We start from the raw sequence: 14,975 nt of genomic DNA on the forward strand, positions 1-14,975 counted from the left end.
GACCGCGCCATCCTCCCGAAAAACGTCATCATCAAAAAAAGTCATCACACAGGGATACATGACATGACGACAGCCAAAGACATCATGAAGCAGATCAAGGACAACGACGTGAAATTCGTCGACCTGCGCTTCACGGACCCGAAGGGCAAGCTGCAGCACGTGACGATGGATGTCATCGAGGTCGAGGAAGACATGTTCGCCGATGGCGTGATGTTCGACGGCTCGTCGATTGCCGGCTGGAAGGCCATCAACGAGTCCGACATGGTGCTGATGCCCGATCCGGAAACGGTCCACATGGACCCGTTTTTCGCGCAGTCGACCATGGTCATCCTGTGCGACATCCTCGATCCGGTTTCGGGTGAATCCTACAACCGCGATCCGCGCGGTACGGCCAAGAAGGCCGAGGCCTACATGAAGGCCGAAGGCATCGGCGACACCATCTTTGTCGGCCCGGAAGCCGAGTTCTTCGTGTTCGACGATGTGAAGTACAAGGCCGATCCCTACAACACCGGATTCAAGCTCGACTCCACGGAACTGCCGTCGAACGACGACACCGATTATGAGACCGGCAATCTCGGCCACCGTCCGCGCATCAAGGGCGGCTACTTCCCGGTGCCGCCGATCGACAGCGCGCAGGACATGCGCTCGGAAATGCTGACCGTGCTCGCCGAGATGGGCGTGCGCGTTGAAAAGCATCACCATGAGGTGGCGGCGGCTCAGCACGAACTCGGCATCAAATTCGACGCACTGGTGCGCAACGCCGACAAGATGCTGATCTACAAGTATGTCGTCCACCAGGTCGCCAACGCCTATGGCAAGACGGCCACCTTCATGCCGAAGCCGATCTTCGGCGACAACGGCTCGGGCATGCACGTCCACATGTCGATCTGGAAGAACGGCAAGCCGACCTTCGCCGGCAATGAATACGCCGGTCTGTCGGAAAGCTGCCTGTTCTTCATCGGCGGCGTCATCAAGCATGCCAAGGCGATCAACGCCTTCACCAACCCGCTGACCAATTCCTACAAGCGCCTGGTGCCGGGTTACGAAGCGCCGGTTCTGCTCGCCTATTCGGCGCGCAACCGCTCGGCGTCCTGCCGTATCCCGTTCGGCTCGTCGCCGAAGGCCAAGCGCGTCGAGGTCCGCTTCCCCGATCCGGGCGCGAACCCCTACCTCGCCTTCTCCGCGCTGCTGATGGCCGGCCTCGACGGCATCAAGAACAAGATCCATCCCGGCCAGCCGATGGACAAGGATCTCTACGACCTGCCGCCGAAGGAGCTGAAGAAGATCCCGACCGTCTGCGGCTCGCTGCGTGAAGCCCTGCAGAGCCTCGACAAGGACCGCGGCTTCCTGAAAGCCGGCGGCGTCTTCGATGACGACCAGATCGACAGCTACATCGAGCTGAAGATGGCCGAAGTGATGCGCTTCGAAATGACCCCGCATCCGGTCGAGTACGACATGTACTACTCCGTCTGAGATTCAATCTCGGTCCAAGATTAGCTATAATGCTCAAGCCCTTGAAAGACGTCCCTCTTTCAAGGGCTTTTTGCTGCGCTCCATAGGAATTGCCAGCCGACCGGCATGCCTCGCCTGCACGGCAGCCGCGCATGGACAGCCGTATCCGCCTTTCGTCTTCGACGATCATAGGATGCCCGGATTCTTGGACCTACGGTCCATCGGAGCGGCCGGCTTTTGAGCGCGTCGCTTCAATCACAACTCGGCGGTGTTCAGTAAATGATCAAGGGAGGCGGTTCGGCCGCCAACGTCGGAGCCAGGAGCGAGCGGAGCACTGTCTCAGGCTACAGTGACCGCTCGTCCGGCGCCCACGCCAATGCCGCCGTTCAAGAAAACCCCGCCCGTCCGAACAGCATTGCGTGACGTAACCCCAAGCCCGCGAATACGCATGCCGTAGCGTGATCTGTCAACGCCGCCAGCCGGGTGGCGAATGACCGATTCCGTTGCATGAACAGATGCTTATGGAATATCCATCGCCCCGGACAAGGGCTGGAAAAGGCGGTTTTCCGGGCTTTCTGGCGAGTGATCGCCGCAGACCCGCACGGCTGCGGCCGGAACTCACGGGCGATTAGCGACCGCCGGAACTGCCTGACTTTTTCTGGGTATGTTTTACCGGGAATGCAGTCAGCCGGGTAACGGCCAAAAAAGAACCCCGGCGCGAAACGCCGGGGTCCTCTTGTCATACAATCCGAAACACTTACGCGGCGGCTGAAACCTGGGCGCTTGCCGGAACCGAGGCGATCGTCTTCAGGATTTGCGAGGCGATCTGGTAGGGGTCGCCCTGCGAGTTCGGACGGCGGTCTTCCAGATAACCCTTATAGTCGCTCTTGATGAAGGAATGCGGCACGCGGATCGAGGCGCCACGGTCGGCAATGCCATAGCTGAACCGGTTCCACGGCGCGGTCTCGTGCTTGCCGGTCAAACGCTTGTCGTTGTCCGGGCCGTAAACGGCGATGTGATCCATCAGGTTCTTGTCGAAAGCCGCCATCAGCGCTTCGAAATAGGCTTTGCCGCCGACTTCGCGCATATAGGCGGTCGAGAAGTTGGCGTGCATGCCAGAGCCGTTCCAGTCGGTGTCTCCGAGCGGCTTGCAGTGGTATTCGATGTCGATGCCGTATTTCTCGGTCAGGCGCTGCAGGAGGTAGCGGGCCATCCACATCTGGTCGGCGGCCTTCTTGGAGCCCTTGCCGAAAATCTGGAATTCCCATTGGCCTTTGGCCACTTCGGCGTTGATGCCTTCGTGGTTGATGCCGGCGGCGAGGCAGAGGTCGAGATGCTCCTCGACGATCTGACGCGCGACGGAGCCGACATTGGAATAGCCGACGCCGGTGTAGTACGGGCCCTGGGGTGCGGGATAGCCGCTCTCGGGGAAGCCGAGCGGGCGACCGTCCTTGTAGAAGAAATATTCCTGCTCGAAGCCGAACCAGGCGCCCTCGTCATCGAGGATGGTGGCGCGCTTGTTTGAGGCATGCGGCGTGACACCATCGGGCATCATGACTTCGCACATGACCAGCACGCCGTTGGTGCGGGCGGGATCCGGATAGACCGCAACCGGCTTCAGCACGCAATCGGAGCTGTGCCCTTCGGCCTGCTGGGTCGAGGAACCATCGAAGCCCCACAGCGGCAGCTGCTCGAGTTCAGGGAATTCGGCGAATTCCTTGATCTGCGTCTTGCCGCGAAGGTTGGGGACCGGGGTATATCCATCGAGCCAGATATACTCGAGCTTGTATTTCGTCATTCTAGCCTCTCGTTGCTTGATCACCGAACACTGAACGGCGTCGACATGCGTCTGCCGTCAGCAGCTGGCCTGCCGCACACTTAAAATGCAATTCGTGTGCCATTCTTGGTCCGGAGGGTGCGACAAAATTGACGCGGCATCCACCGGAAGTCGGTGAGCCGCCTAAGCAATGCGCCCGGATCCATCACGGTCCTTATTTGCACAAATAGTGTGCAACTGCTGATCTTTTCATAGGCATATTGCCTAACTTGATTGCAGACCTTATCTTCGGGCCAAGTTGAATCGAAAAGGTTCGGCGGAAGAAAGGAACCCGGCAATGGAAGTCATTTCCACACGACCGTCGGCCAAAATTTTGATGTTCCCGGCGGCAGCACGCCTCTCTGCCTCAAATTTGAGCGGAAAGGCTAAGTTTGCGGCAGAGCTTGCCTCGCTGCGTGGTGCCTGCGCGGATTTCGGCGACGGCTGGTACCATGAGGCAGCCATCGAGGAAGAGGCCCGGGGCCGCAAGAGCTGACACAAAGGGCAGCAGCCCTCGCCAACGAATTGGCCTGAAAAGAAAAAGCCCGGCGCGATCGTTCGCGCCGGGCTTTCTTTTGAACGCTGGGGCTGCCTACTCCTTGGCGTGCAGGTCGGTGCCGAGCGTATCCTTGACGAAGATCATGCCGATGACCAGTGTTATAGCCGCGATCACCACCGGGTACCAAAGGCCATAGTAGATGTCGCCTTTGTAGGCGCTGAGCGCGAACACGGTTGCCGGCAGCAGTCCACCGAACCAGCCATTGCCGATGTGATAGGGCAGCGACATGCCGGTGTAGCGAATGCGGGTCGGGAACATTTCGACCAGGATCGCCGCGATCGGCCCGTAGACCATGGTCACGAACAGCACCAGGATGAACAGGATGCCGATCGTCATTGGCCAGTTCACTGCTGCAGGATCGGCGAACATGGCGAACGCGCCGCCGCCTGGAATGTTGTAGACGGTGACTTCGGGTGCGCCCGCTGCCTCATCGGTGGTCAGCAGCTTGTCCTTGACCGCCTGGTCGATCGGCACCGTCGCCTTTTCACCGGCGCGGACGGCAGCGGCGTCCAGCTTCAGTTCCGGGTTGGCGGCAACAAACGCATCGAGCTTCTGGTCCGCAACCTTGGCTGCCGCGCGCTTCAGCGGATAGCCGCCGTCCTGCAGCGACATATTGACGGCCTTGATGAAGGCCGCTTCCTTGGTCTTGGCCTGATCACCGGCGGCGATGGCGTCATAGGACTCGACCGTCTCGTTGCCGATTTTGACAGATGCGGGTGTGCCGGCGGCAGCCGTCGACACCACGTCATAGGGAACCGAGTTCTTGGTCAGGAACGAAGTCGCGATATCGCAGGATGTCGTGAACTTCGCCGTGCCAACCGGATTGAACTGGAACTTGCAGTCGCCCGGCGCCGCGGTCACCGTCGCCCTGGTGTTCTGCTGCGCCGTGGCGAGTGCCGGATTGGCAGCCCATGTCAGTGCCTTGAACAGCGGGAAGGTGCAGACAATCGCCAGCGCAAGGCCCGCCATGATGATCGGCTTGCGGCCGATCTTGTCGGAGAGCCAGCCGAAGACGACGAAGAAGATCGAACCGACCGCCAGGGCGACCGCGATCATGATGTTGACCGACTGCGCGTCGACCTTGAGCACGTTGGTCAAGAAGAACAGCGCGTAGAACTGGCCATTGTACCAGACCACGGCCTGACCGGCTGTGAGGCCGAGCAGCGCCAGCAGTGCAATCTTGGCGTTCTTCCATTGGCCGAAGGCTTCCGTCAGCGGCGCCTTGGAGCCCTTTCCCTCATCCTTCATGCGCTGGAAGGTCGGGGATTCGGAAAGCGAAAGCCGAATCCAGATTGAGATGCCGAGCAACAGGAAAGACACGATGAACGGGATACGCCAGCCCCAGGCAGCATAGTTTTCCTTGCTCAATGAAGCCTGTACGATCAGGATCACAACCAGCGATAGGAACAGGCCGAGCGTCGCCGTGGTCTGGATCCACGAGGTGTAGTAGCCGCGCCGGTTGTCCGGCGCATGTTCGGCGACGTAAGTGGCCGCGCCGCCATATTCGCCACCCAGAGCCAGGCCCTGCAGCATGCGCAGGATGATCAGGATCACGGGAGCGGCGATGCCCAAAGTGGCATAGCCGGGCAGCAAGCCGACCAGAAAGGTCGACAGGCCCATGATCGTCATGGTGACAAGAAAAGTATATTTACGGCCGACAAGGTCACCGATGCGGCCGAACAGCAGTGCGCCGAACGGGCGCACAAGGAAGCCTGCGGCGAAAGCCAACAGCGCGAAAATGTTGCGGGTCGCTTCCGGAATGGCTGGGCTGAAAAAGGTCGAACCGATGAACACCGCCAGCGAGCCATAAAGATAGAAATCATACCATTCGAAAACGGTGCCGAGCGAGGAAGCGAAGATGACTTTCTTCTCTTCCCGCGTCATGCCGCGGCTTGTTCCGCCGGCGGTCGATGCTATTGCCATTGCGTTATCCTCCCGTGAGACCCGTTCTCAATGCTGCGCGACACTGTCCGCGTTCTCCTCCGAGCACGGACTCAACGACAGCCATCGGGGAAAAATGACAGAAAGCGCCCGCCAAAGGCAGCGCGTCTTTGGGATTATGACTTTGGTATTAGGTGCGCTGCGGGATGAAACCGGGCGAGTTGGGACCCCTAGCCCTTGAGCGCTTGCAGCAGGCCGGCAGCAGCCATCATGTCGCGCTTGCGAGCCGCGCGGCGGGCAACGGCCTCCGCATCCTGCCCCCAATGCTCGATCTGCCAGTCCTCGTCGACATGAGCAGCGGCCCAGGCAGCCTCAGCGTCGATCTCGCCGAAATCGACAGCCAGCGCCAGCAGCGCCGAACCGGTCAGCGACGTCATCACATGAATGGCGGCGAGCCGCAGCGGCTCGGCGCGCTGGGCAAGATGGCTGCCCAGCATGGCGATGGTCTCGCGCGGCTGTTCGACATGGATGATGCCCTCGGCCAGATTGAAACGTGCTCCGAGTGTCCTCGCCCAGTCGATCACCGGATCCCAATGCTGATTCTGCCGCTCCACCAGCCCTTGCGGTGCGTCGGCGCGATAGCAGGTGAGATCGGATGAGGCAAAGCGCAGGATATCCTCCAGCACCGCCTGCGGGTCGCTGGCGACGCCATCGATGGCCGTGTTGACGAGGCGCATCACCGGCATCTTCACCGGATCGATGGTCTCGCTTTGGGCGGCGAACTCGTCGGCGACGAGCGCGGCTGCTGCCTCGGTCGGCAGCACCAGCAGCGCCTTGCCCGGCGTCCGCACCGGCTTGCCGTCGAGATGCACGGCAAAGCCATTGTCGACAGGTGCCACAGAGGCGGCCTTGTAGAAGCGTTTGGGCAGAGGCATCTTCATCTGGATCTGGGCGCGGCGCACAGGATCCGGGTCGGAGAGATACTTGCCCGCTTCGAGGTCGTTGAGGATGTCACGCATGAAGGTCTCTCTTACACCGGCGTCAGCTTGCGCGCCGGCCGGTTGACGATGATCAGGCCGGCGGCAATCAGGCCAAGTGCCAGGAAAATGCGCATGGTCAGCGGCTCATTCAAGAACATGGCTCCGCACAGGACGCCGAAAACCGGCGACAGGAAGGTGAAACTGGACAGGCCTGACGCCGGATAGCGCCGCAGCAGCCAGAACCACAGCACATAGGTGAAGGCGACGATGTAGACCGCCTGGAAAAGCAGCGCCAAGGTCGGCAGCACGGTCGGGTCGCGAACGGGCGGGCCGGCGAGAGGCAGCACCAATACGCCTACGATCGCTGCCCCGGCGAGCTGGTAGAGCAGAAGCTTCTCGGCGCTCGCCTCGACCAGCTTCGACCGCTTGATGAGGATGTTGGTCAAAGCCCAGAAGAATCCGGAGCCAAGGCTCAGCAGATCGCCGAACAGCATGTCTCCGCCGCCGCCAAGCTTGTCGGAAAACACCGCGGCAAGGCCGGCAAAGGCCAGCAGCAGGCCAAGGAATTTTCTCAACGTGATCTGCTCGCCGAGCAGGAAATGGCCGCCGAGCAGCATCCAGAACGGCATGGTGTTGACCAGCAGCGTGTTGCGGGCAACGGTCGTATGCTCCAGGCCGACATAGAGGCAAAGGAACTCGATGCCGAAAAGCGCGCCAACCACGATGCCGGCGAGCAAGGTCCCGTCGCGCGTGAAAAGCGCGATGCCGCGCCACCGGCACCAGGCAAAGACACACATGCCGCCGATGATCGAGCGCGCGATCGACAGGAAAACCGGATCATAGCCAGCGTAGGAGATCTTGGCGGCGACGTAATTCAGCCCCCAGGAAAAGGTCAGCCCGACCATGATCGCGGCGGCGGCCAGGTCGACCGTGTCGCGCCGGTCGAGCGCGTCGGTGGCGCCGCTCACGATCAGTCCTCCGCGCTGGCGTCGTCGAAGCCGATCAGGTTCCAGCTCTGGCGCATATGCGGCGGCATTGGCGCCGTGACATCGATGACGCCCTTGTCGGGATGCGGAATGATGATGCGGCGGGCGTGCAGATGCAGGCGGTTTTGAATGCCCCCGGGAAAGTCCCAGTTGGTGTCGGCCTCGAAATATTTCGGATCGCCCAGGATCGGGCAGCCGATGTAGGCGGCATGGACGCGAAGCTGGTGGGTGCGGCCCGTATAGGGCTCCATTTCAAGCCAGGTCATCGTCTGCGCCGCCTGCTCGATGATGCGGTAGTAGGACACAGCGTGGTCGGCGCCCTTTTCGCCATGCGCGGCGACCCGCACGCGGTCACCGTCCGGCGTCGGCTCCTTGATCAGCCAGGTCGAGATCTTGTCCTCGCGTTTGGGCGGCACGCCCTTGACCAGCGCCCAATAGGTCTTCTTGGTCTCGCGGGCGCGAAACGCTTCCGAGAGCTTCATGGCGGCCAGTCGGGTGCGGGCGACGACCAGCACGCCCGAAGTGTCGCGGTCGAGCCTGTGAACCAGTCTGGGCTTCTCGCCCTTCTGGTTGCGCCAGGCCTCCAGCATGTCGTCGACATTGCGGGTGACGCCCGAGCCGCCCTGCACCGCAAGGCCCGCCGGCTTGTTGAAGACGAAAACCTTAGGGTCTTCATGGATCAGCATTTTCGACAGGACATCGGCATCGCCCTGGTTGCGGATCGAGTGGCCGGTCAGCGCACTCTCGCCCTTCTTGTCAACCTCGAGCGGTGGGACGCGAACCATCTGGCCGGGCTCGACACGGGTGTCGGCCTTGACCCGGCCGCCGTCGACACGGATCTGGCCGGAGCGCAGAAGCTTCTGCAAATGGCCGAAACCAAGGCCCGGGAAATGGGTCTTGAACCAGCGGTCGAGCCGCATGCCCGCCTCGCCGGCTTCCACCGTGATCTGTTCAACGCCTGCCATGTTTTTTGTCGCTTATCCGTTTCCCGAGCCAAGCTCGGCCTGTTCTTGGCGCGGCAATAGCACTAAGGCAGGCTTCTTGCGAGCCAAAGTCCCAGAAACAGGGCGATAATGGCGCCAATGACGCTGGCAAGGGCATAACCCAGCGCAGGCAGCGTGGCTCCCCGCTCCCACAGCGTCGCAAAATCGAGCGAAAAGGCTGAGAAGGTGGTGAAGCCCCCAAGAATGCCGGTGGCAACGAACAGCCTGACCTCGTTCGATCCGCCACGGCGCATCATGGAGGCGATGAACAGCCCCATGGCGAAGGAGCCGATGACGTTGATGGCCATCGTGCCCCAGGGATAGTTGGGGCCGACAAAACGCAGCGCGCCGATGTTGGTAAGGTGACGAATTCCGGCACCGATGCCGCCACCGACGACGACGAGAAACAGATTGAACATGACCGTCTACTGCCCCCGCAGGGCTGCCCGGTCAATCCCTCGCTGTGGGCGCAAGCGCACGGATCAGCCGAGCTCGTCACCACTCAGGCGTTGCCCATCCCGGATATTTTTTCCTGAACTCGTTATAGAGGTCATCGATCTCCGTTTTTCCGATAGGGCGCACCTGTTCGTAGAGGTAGCCCTTGACGTCGCCGGACAGCTGGTACGCCGCGATGCGCCTGTATGCAGCGCCGATGCCTTTGCCCTCGACAATGTATTGGTCCGGTATCGAGACACAGAGCTGCGCACCCGGCTGCAGATGGGTAACGGGCGGATCGGTCACGACAACGTATTTGGACTTCAACGCCGCCGGTCTGAACCGATCGCGACTATCGACCTGACAAGCCCACTCGATGCGGGGGTAAAGGTCCTTGTCCATTTCATAGAGCAATGAGTCGCTCATGATCCCGCTGGACGCAAATACCGACAACCGGTCCCCAGGTCCCATCTTTCCAAGAAGGTCATCGATAAGGCGCCTGTATTCTGGAAGATTGTCGAGTTGCAGCGGGAGCGTGGCTTCCCTGGCAAAGACGTAGCTGACCGGTGACAGCACCTGGCGGCCAATCGGGAAAAAAGTACCGAAAAACGCCAGCACGGCGGCAACGGCTATCGCGGCGGTCGACCATCGCGATCTCAGCGCCGGCATCGAAACGATCGCAACGATTGCCTGGGCGTAGGCAGGAAAAAGCCAAAGAAACATTGGCACCGAATGGTGGCGATCCGGGTCCTGCATGCGGGTGAAGAGGAAGAAGGTAAGTACCGAAGCAACGGCACAGAACAGGGAAAATCTGTTTTGGCGTATGATGGAGATGCAAAGGCCGAATACGATCAACAGCCAGTTCACATAGCTGAGCCGCGATCCTACCTGGTCAACCTGTGAAACGAAGCTTGTCTTGTATCCGCTGTAAAGGTCGCCATAGCTGGTTCCCAGTATCTTGAGGATCAGAGGTTGCTGGGAGGTCAGCGCGGCTCCGACAACCACGAGGATCACACACAGGCCCCCGACGGCGGCATTGCGGAGTGCCGGGACGTCGCGGTCTTTCGCGACCTGCAGAAAACAGAAGAAGGCCGCGGAAGTTCCGACCCCGATGACGGGATAGGCATACCAGCGGCGCAGCACGAATGCCAACCACAGGCATACGCCGACACGCATTCCGCTGATCACCGGTTCATGGGTCAGGAACCTCGATTTCCAGAGAAAATAGGTTGCCGCGCAAAGCGCGAGGCAGCCGGCAATGTCCGGCAACCCACGAAGCGTCGCCGCCCAGAAGGGCGTGTAGAGAAAGGCCGCAATCCATACGGTGAGCCAGCTTCGGCATGAAGGCGTCCCGGTCGCCGCCTCCAGATAGCTTGTTCTGCCGATGAGAAGAGCGGTCGGAACCAGGTAAACAGCGACTATTCCGGCGATGTAGGAAAACCTCGAATCGCCAAAAATGATGTGAAACGGCATCAGCGGCACCAGGATCGCCGCACTGTAGTCATCGGTGGCGATCGAGGTCCTCAAATGGCTGAGCCACTCGAGAGGGCTCTGAACCAAGAGCGTGCCCTGCCGGCTAAACGTGTCGAAATAGGCAGCGAAGTCCCAGTAATAGACAGGCTGTTCAAGCCCTACATAGATGAGAGCAAGAGCAACTCCCAGCAGAGCGGTACACACATATGTCGTTGCCCAAAATCCGAGAGATTTGTTCTTCGTCACTTGCGGCCGCCAGAAGGAGAAGAGGCAGAACTATCACAGCCAGCCCGGACTACCGTTTATGCAGCCAGGATCCGTTCCGGCGCATGAGCGGCCGACAAGGATTGGCCAAGTCTCACATGCAGAGCACCCAAACGCTGCCGGCAGGGCCGGCAGCGCCGATTTTCCAAAGCTCAGGTCGTCCCGGCATTCTTCGGCTTGGTCGAACCGATCATTTTCCAGTTCTTGTAGAACATGGAATTGATGCGCTCGACGCTCACCGAGACGATGGCCAGCATACCCGCGATGAGGCGGGGAACCGGCGATGGCCTGATAATGTCCATGAACACGCAGTAGCGGCGGCCGTCATACTCGTTGACCGAGCGATGCAGCAGCGTGTCGTCGAAGATGAACAGCGGATTGTCGTACCAGTAATTCTTGACGTTGCCGCACTCGACGAAAATCTCCGATTTCACCGGGATCAGATTGTAGAGGATGCGCAAGCTGAGCCGCAGCGGGCCGAAATGCCAGGACGTCGATTCGCGCTTGCTGAAGACGGAAACGGCGATGGTCTTGATGTATTTGAAATCCTTGTTGAACTCGGCGACGTTGTCGATCCTGTGCTTGCCGTACCACTGGTAGACATACATGCCGCGCCGGCCGGCGCCGAAATTGGCATCGATATCGGCGATGATCTCATCCTTGCGCGCCTTGAAGATGTCCAGGACCTCGTTGACCTCGCGCTGATAGTCGGCGGGAAACTGCTCCAGCTTCCACACGCCAGGATTTCTGTAGCACAAGAGGTCGACCAGCAGGTTGAACGGCGAAAGCAGCCAGGTGAACAGGCCGTTGCCGAGAAAATAGCCTGAGAACAGCGACAGATCCTTGCGGTCGTTGCGCAGCACGTCGATCAGGCCGCAGACGATGAAGATCGTCGTCAGGATGGGGATGAAATAGAAGCCAAGGGCGAGAAGCGGGATGGCAATGGCGAATTTGCGAAGGGATTTGCGAAGATTTTTTGTCATTTTTCCACGCGCCAAGCGCGATCCTGTTGCGAATGAGGTGCCCAAATCAAGGCAATGGCCACCGCCCGGTCGTGCGCCTTGATAAGGTTTTTTGGGTTACCACACAACGGCCCTGCTACCGCGGCCGGCTGGCTGCCTGCTGGATCTGGTCAATAGCCTCACGCAAGCCGGCTATTCCCGCTCTTTGCGCAGCTTTACCCAATAATCGAGCCGCTTCCTGATATCGCGCTCGAAGCCGCGCTCGGGCGGATCATAGAAGGTCTGGCGACCCATCTTCTCCGGAAAATAATCCTGCCCCGAAAAGGCATCCGGCTCGTCATGGTCGTAGCGGTAGCCGGCGCCGTAATCCTCCTCTTTCATCAGCTTGGTCGGCGCGTTGAGGATGTGCTTGGGTGGCAGCAGCGAGCCGTGTTCCTTGGCGGCCCGCGTGGCGGCCTTGAAAGCGTTGTAGACGGCGTTGGATTTGGGCGCGGTGGCGAGATAGACGGTGGCCTCGGCAAAGGCGAGTTCGCCCTCGGGCGAGCCGAGATAGTCGTAGGCATCCTTGGCGGCATTGGCGACGACAAGCGCCTGCGGGTCGGCAAGGCCGATGTCTTCCATGGCCATGCGCACCAGCCGGCGGCCTAGATAGAGCGGATCCTCGCCGGCATCGAACATGCGTGCGAGATAGTAGAGAGCCGCGTCAGGATCTGAACCGCGTACCGATTTGTGCAGCGCCGAGATCAGATTGTAATGGCCGTCCTGGCCCTTGTCGTAGATTGGCGCGCGGCGCTGGACGATGCGCTGCAGACCCTCGGGATCGAAGACCTCGCCGGGCTTGGCTGCTCGCCAGACTTCCTCTGCCAGGGTAAGAGAGGCGCGGCCGTCGCCATCGCTCATGCGGATGAGCATGGCCCGCGCCTCGTCGTCGAGCGGCAGCGCCCTGCCCTCGGTCTCCTCCGCCCGCGCCATCAGCTTGGAGATGCTCTCCTCGCCAAGCGAATGGAAGACCAGAACGCGCGCGCGTGACAACAAAGCGGCATTCAGTTCGAAGGACGGGTTTTCGGTCGTGGCGCCAACCAGCACGACTGTCCCGTCCTCCATGACCGGGAGGAAACTGTCCTGCTGCGCGCGGTTGAAGCGATGGATCTCGTCGACGAACAACAAGGTCTGGCGGCCATTGGCACGGCGCAATTTGGCTGATTCGAACACCTTTTTCAGGTCGGCGACGCCGGAAAAGACAGCCGATATCTGCTCGAAGGCGAGACTCGTTTCACCGGCGAGCAACCGCGCCACGGTGGTCTTGCCGGTGCCGGGCGGCCCCCAGAAAATCATCGAGCCGAGCGAGCCGGAACCGATCAACCGGGTCAGCGCGCCGTCAGGCCCGGTCAGATGCTCCTGGCCGACGACCTCGCCAAGGTTCCTCGGCCGCAACCTGTCGGCCAGCGGCCGCCCAAGCGGCTTCTTTTCCGGTTCATCGACGCTGAACAGATCGGCCATGCACTTCTTTTTCGTTGGAGCATGAGCCCGAATGCACGGAACCCAGCCCTAATAACGCAACACCTGACGCAGTATCTGCCCGCCGCGCTCGACCGTAAAGCGCCACCAGCGCGTATCCGTCTTGGCCGCCAGCTCCAGGGTCGCTGCGGTATCGATGGTGGTGCCGTTCACCTCGCGCACGATGTCGCCCGGCTGGAAGCCGAAATCGGCGGCCGGTGAATCGCGGTTGATGTCGACCACGGTGACGCCCTTGATGTCCGTGCGCAGGCCAAGCCGCTGCGCGAGCCGGGGCGAAAGCTCCGCGACCTTGGCGCCCGAAAAGGGGCTGCGGCCATGCAGCGTCACCTCGGCAGCCTTCATGCCTTCCGGAGCACGCTCCAGCGCGATATCCATCGCCGCCTGCTGGCCCTTGGTCAGAACCGCGAAATTGGCGGTGGTGCCGATCGACAGCGTCGCCATCCGGTAGTCCAGCGCTTCGATGCTCTCGACCGGCTTGCCGTTGAGCTGCAGCACCACGTCGCCGGGCTTGAGCCCTGCCTTGGCGGCCGGTCCGGTCGCCTCGACCGACGAAACCAGCGCACCGGTCGGCTTCTCCATGCCGAGCGATTCTGCGATCTGCGGCGTCACCGCTTCGAACTCGGCGCCGATATAGGGCCGTTCGAAGAAGTCGAGCCCGGCCTTGGCCGCGTCGGCAAAGGCGCGAACCATGTTCGAGGGAATGGCGAAGCCGATGCCGATCGAACCGCCGCTGCGGCTGTAGATGGCCGTGTTGATGCCGACCAGCTGGCCGCCCATGTTGATCAGCGCACCGCCGGAATTGCCGGGATTGATGGCGGCGTCGGTCTGGATGAAGAAGCTGGAATCGGAGACCCCGATATGGCTGCGGGCCAGTGCCGAGACGATACCGCTGGTGGTGGTCTGGCCGACGCCGAAGGGGTTGCCTATGGCCAGCAGCAGGTCGCCGACCTCGAGCGCGTCGGAATCGCCGATGGCAATGACCGGAAACGGCTTGTCCGAGGTGATCTTGAGCACGGCAAGGTCGAGAGTCTCGTCCTTGAGCAGCACCTTGCTGTCGAACTCACGCCCATCAGCGGTCGCCACCTTGACCCGGTCGGCATCCTTGATGACGTGGTAATTGGTGACCACGACGCCGGTCGGATCGACCAGCACGCCGGAGCCCAGCGAAGACTGCGCGCGCGGCTGCGAGCGGCCGAAGAATTCCTCGAAGAACGGATCACCGTCGAAAGGCGATGTCACCTTGGCGGTCTGCGAGGCATAGACGTTGACCACCGCCGGCGCCGTCTGCTTGACCAGCGGCGCAAACGACAGCTGCACCTCCTCGCGGCCGAACGGCACGCGCTTGTCGGGACCGGACGTCGCGTTCTCGCCCTCGACGCCATGCAGCAGGTCGGTCAGCACATCTGACAGGCCGGGATCTGTCTTGGTCTCCTCGGCCAATGCCTGCCTGACCACCGGTGCGGCCGCAAACGCCATGATGGCGAAAAGCAGAACAAAGGGCAGTCTTCTGGCGCGCATTCGCGAATCCTCCAAGGCAAGTTCGGGGGCATTGTCCCGACGATTGTGCAAAATGAAAGGCTAAGCCGCTGAAATCCGACTATTTTGGGCCAAAACCCCAGGGGCATGCCCGGAAATCGGATTCCGGCGCGGTTTGCTGCTTTCAGAA

The 14,975-nt window shown here is 61.1% G+C and carries 12 protein-coding genes; 2 read left to right on the plus strand and 10 right to left on the minus strand.

Annotated elements, in window-relative coordinates; translation table 11 throughout:
• Positions 1 to 63: 63 nt before the first annotated feature.
• A complete protein-coding gene (gene glnA, locus A4R29_RS14705) occupies positions 64 to 1,473 on the plus strand; it encodes a type I glutamate--ammonia ligase (RefSeq protein ID WP_013531452.1) in 1,410 nt (469 codons plus the stop codon).
• A 736-nt stretch (positions 1,474 to 2,209) separates the two neighbouring features.
• Here glnA and A4R29_RS14710 read toward each other — a convergent pair.
• Positions 2,210 to 3,250, minus strand: a complete 1,041-nt coding sequence (locus tag A4R29_RS14710) for a glutamine synthetase beta-grasp domain-containing protein (RefSeq protein ID WP_013531450.1) — start codon at positions 3,248 to 3,250, stop codon at positions 2,210 to 2,212.
• Positions 3,251 to 3,566: 316 nt separating this feature from the next.
• Here A4R29_RS14710 and A4R29_RS14715 point away from each other — a divergent pair, with 316 nt between their 5' ends.
• The gene (locus A4R29_RS14715) at positions 3,567 to 3,764 is read left to right on the plus strand and encodes a DUF2735 domain-containing protein (protein ID WP_063172201.1); all 198 of its coding nucleotides are present in this window, start codon (positions 3,567 to 3,569) and stop codon (positions 3,762 to 3,764) included.
• A gap of 96 nt (positions 3,765 to 3,860) precedes the next feature.
• Here A4R29_RS14715 and A4R29_RS14720 read toward each other — a convergent pair whose 3' ends face one another.
• The 9 genes from A4R29_RS14720 to A4R29_RS14760 form a co-directional block, all read right to left on the minus strand.
• Positions 3,861 to 5,750 carry an MFS transporter gene (locus A4R29_RS14720; RefSeq protein WP_063172202.1) on the minus strand — a complete coding sequence of 630 codons (1,890 nt, stop codon included), beginning with the start codon at positions 5,748 to 5,750 and terminating at the stop codon, positions 3,861 to 3,863.
• Between the two features lie 188 nt (positions 5,751 to 5,938).
• On the minus strand, positions 5,939 to 6,727 hold the full coding sequence (locus tag A4R29_RS14725; protein ID WP_063172203.1) for an ATP12 family chaperone protein: 789 nt from the start codon (positions 6,725 to 6,727) through the stop codon (positions 5,939 to 5,941).
• A gap of 11 nt (positions 6,728 to 6,738) precedes the next feature.
• Positions 6,739 to 7,656 (minus strand): DMT family transporter, encoded by a 918-nt coding sequence (locus tag A4R29_RS14730; RefSeq protein ID WP_024505073.1) that lies wholly within the window; start codon positions 7,654 to 7,656, stop codon positions 6,739 to 6,741.
• Positions 7,657 to 7,658: 2 nt separating this feature from the next.
• Complete coding sequence (locus tag A4R29_RS14735) at positions 7,659 to 8,639, minus strand: RluA family pseudouridine synthase (protein ID WP_024505072.1); 981 nt, start codon at positions 8,637 to 8,639, stop codon at positions 7,659 to 7,661.
• A gap of 62 nt (positions 8,640 to 8,701) precedes the next feature.
• Positions 8,702 to 9,076, minus strand: coding sequence for a fluoride efflux transporter CrcB (gene crcB / locus A4R29_RS14740; RefSeq protein WP_063172204.1), 375 nt, complete (start codon positions 9,074 to 9,076; stop codon positions 8,702 to 8,704).
• Positions 9,077 to 9,152: 76 nt separating this feature from the next.
• Positions 9,153 to 10,811: a hypothetical protein gene (locus A4R29_RS14745; RefSeq protein ID WP_063172205.1), complete on the minus strand. Its 1,659-nt coding sequence runs from the start codon at positions 10,809 to 10,811 to the stop codon at positions 9,153 to 9,155.
• 170 nt (positions 10,812 to 10,981) lie between these two features.
• Positions 10,982 to 11,812: an aspartyl/asparaginyl beta-hydroxylase domain-containing protein gene (locus A4R29_RS14750; RefSeq protein ID WP_063168068.1), complete on the minus strand. Its 831-nt coding sequence runs from the start codon at positions 11,810 to 11,812 to the stop codon at positions 10,982 to 10,984.
• Positions 11,813 to 11,983: 171 nt separating this feature from the next.
• Complete coding sequence (locus tag A4R29_RS14755; RefSeq protein WP_063172206.1) at positions 11,984 to 13,291, minus strand: replication-associated recombination protein A; 1,308 nt, start codon at positions 13,289 to 13,291, stop codon at positions 11,984 to 11,986.
• A 48-nt stretch (positions 13,292 to 13,339) separates the two neighbouring features.
• Positions 13,340 to 14,827: a DegQ family serine endoprotease gene (locus tag A4R29_RS14760; RefSeq protein ID WP_013531440.1), complete on the minus strand. Its 1,488-nt coding sequence runs from the start codon at positions 14,825 to 14,827 to the stop codon at positions 13,340 to 13,342.
• Positions 14,828 to 14,975 lie beyond the last annotated feature (148 nt).

Source organism: Mesorhizobium ciceri biovar biserrulae (genome assembly GCF_001618845.1).
Lineage (GTDB): Bacteria > Pseudomonadota > Alphaproteobacteria > Rhizobiales > Rhizobiaceae > Mesorhizobium > Mesorhizobium ciceri.